Origin of the sequence: Micromonospora sp. DT4 (assembly GCF_049841675.1) — a bacterium.
Lineage (GTDB): Bacteria > Actinomycetota > Actinomycetes > Mycobacteriales > Micromonosporaceae > Micromonospora.
This window is the reverse complement of the sequence record NZ_JBNCKT010000497.1, coordinates 1-250: the sequence shown is the minus strand read 5'-3', so window position 1 is coordinate 250 and position 250 is coordinate 1. Positions and strand designations below refer to the sequence as shown.

Below are 250 nucleotides of genomic sequence, written 5' to 3'. Positions count from 1 at the left end.
GCTGCCCACCGGACGACGACTTTCCCCAGGGTTTGGGGCCGACGGCGTCACTGTCGGCGCTGCCCACCTTCGACGAGGAGCGACCGACGATCCTTGGGCGAGAGCAGGTTGAGGCGGTGCGCGAGGTGTACGGCCTCCTCGCGCATCCCGCGGTCCGGGGGAACCGGGGTCTGCAGACCGCGCTGCGCCGGCTGGTCCTGGCCGGGGCCGACCGGGTGCCAACCGACCGGCTCATCGACCTGATCGTCTG

At 72.0% G+C, this 250-nt stretch carries 1 pseudogene; it reads left to right on the top strand.

The features are described 5' to 3' along the window. Positions 1 to 250: pseudogene (locus tag ACLQ24_RS30665) on the top strand (hypothetical protein); the annotation flags it as partial.